Below are 726 nucleotides of genomic sequence, written 5' to 3' on the forward strand. Positions count from 1 at the left end.
TCGCCTTGCTGCAAAGTGATTTCTTTCTTAAACAAATAGACAGAACGGGGCATATGNATTGCTGACGTCACTAACGCAAATTTGGCACCGTTTATAAATTTAACCCAATGCCTGGCCTCTTCTGCCGTATCCTTTACCTCTTCAGCCAAATAAATATCGCTCTCGGGTACTCCAAGGGCTATCGCCACTCGTGATGCCGCTTTAGCATGAGATTCAATATCATCCCCATGATAGCCAGAAAGTAATAACTTTGACCCGGGATTTGCTCTGTAAATCATCAAGCCTTCAGTCAACCGACTTAATGAGGTTCCGCTCAATAGACTGCTTAAAGGTCGCTCATTCGCTGTTGAATGCCCGCCACCTAACACTAAAACAAAATCTACGGGCTGGCCTTGGTAGGCGGGATACTGTGACTCAAGAGGCCTGATCAAAGCATCCGTCACCGGTGAAAGGCTCAAAATAAATAAAGCAGTAATACTGAATAAACTGAGTATTCTGCCTAGCTTTACATAACGCTTTCGATAGAAAAAACCTGCTAACAGTAAACCGATCAAGATAAGCGGTACCGACATTAACGACATACCTAGCAGCTTTTTTAGGCCGAACAAGATATCCATCAGTTTGCGCTAACAACCTCAAAGTCTGCAAGAATATAAAGTTCACCTGAAGCGTCCAACACTTTCACCTGCCAAGCACCCAGCATATGTTTATCAATAAACTTACTTG

1 protein-coding gene is annotated in these 726 nt (G+C 43.4%); it reads right to left on the bottom strand.

Going from position 1 to position 726, the window contains the following annotated elements; all coding sequences use genetic code 11:
- On the bottom strand, nt 1-617 hold a 617-nt coding region (locus A3729_RS01635), incomplete at its 3' end, for an ElyC/SanA/YdcF family protein (RefSeq protein WP_068633012.1).
- Nucleotides 618-726: the final 109 nt, after the last annotated feature.

This window comes from Oleiphilus sp. HI0043, assembly GCF_001634935.1.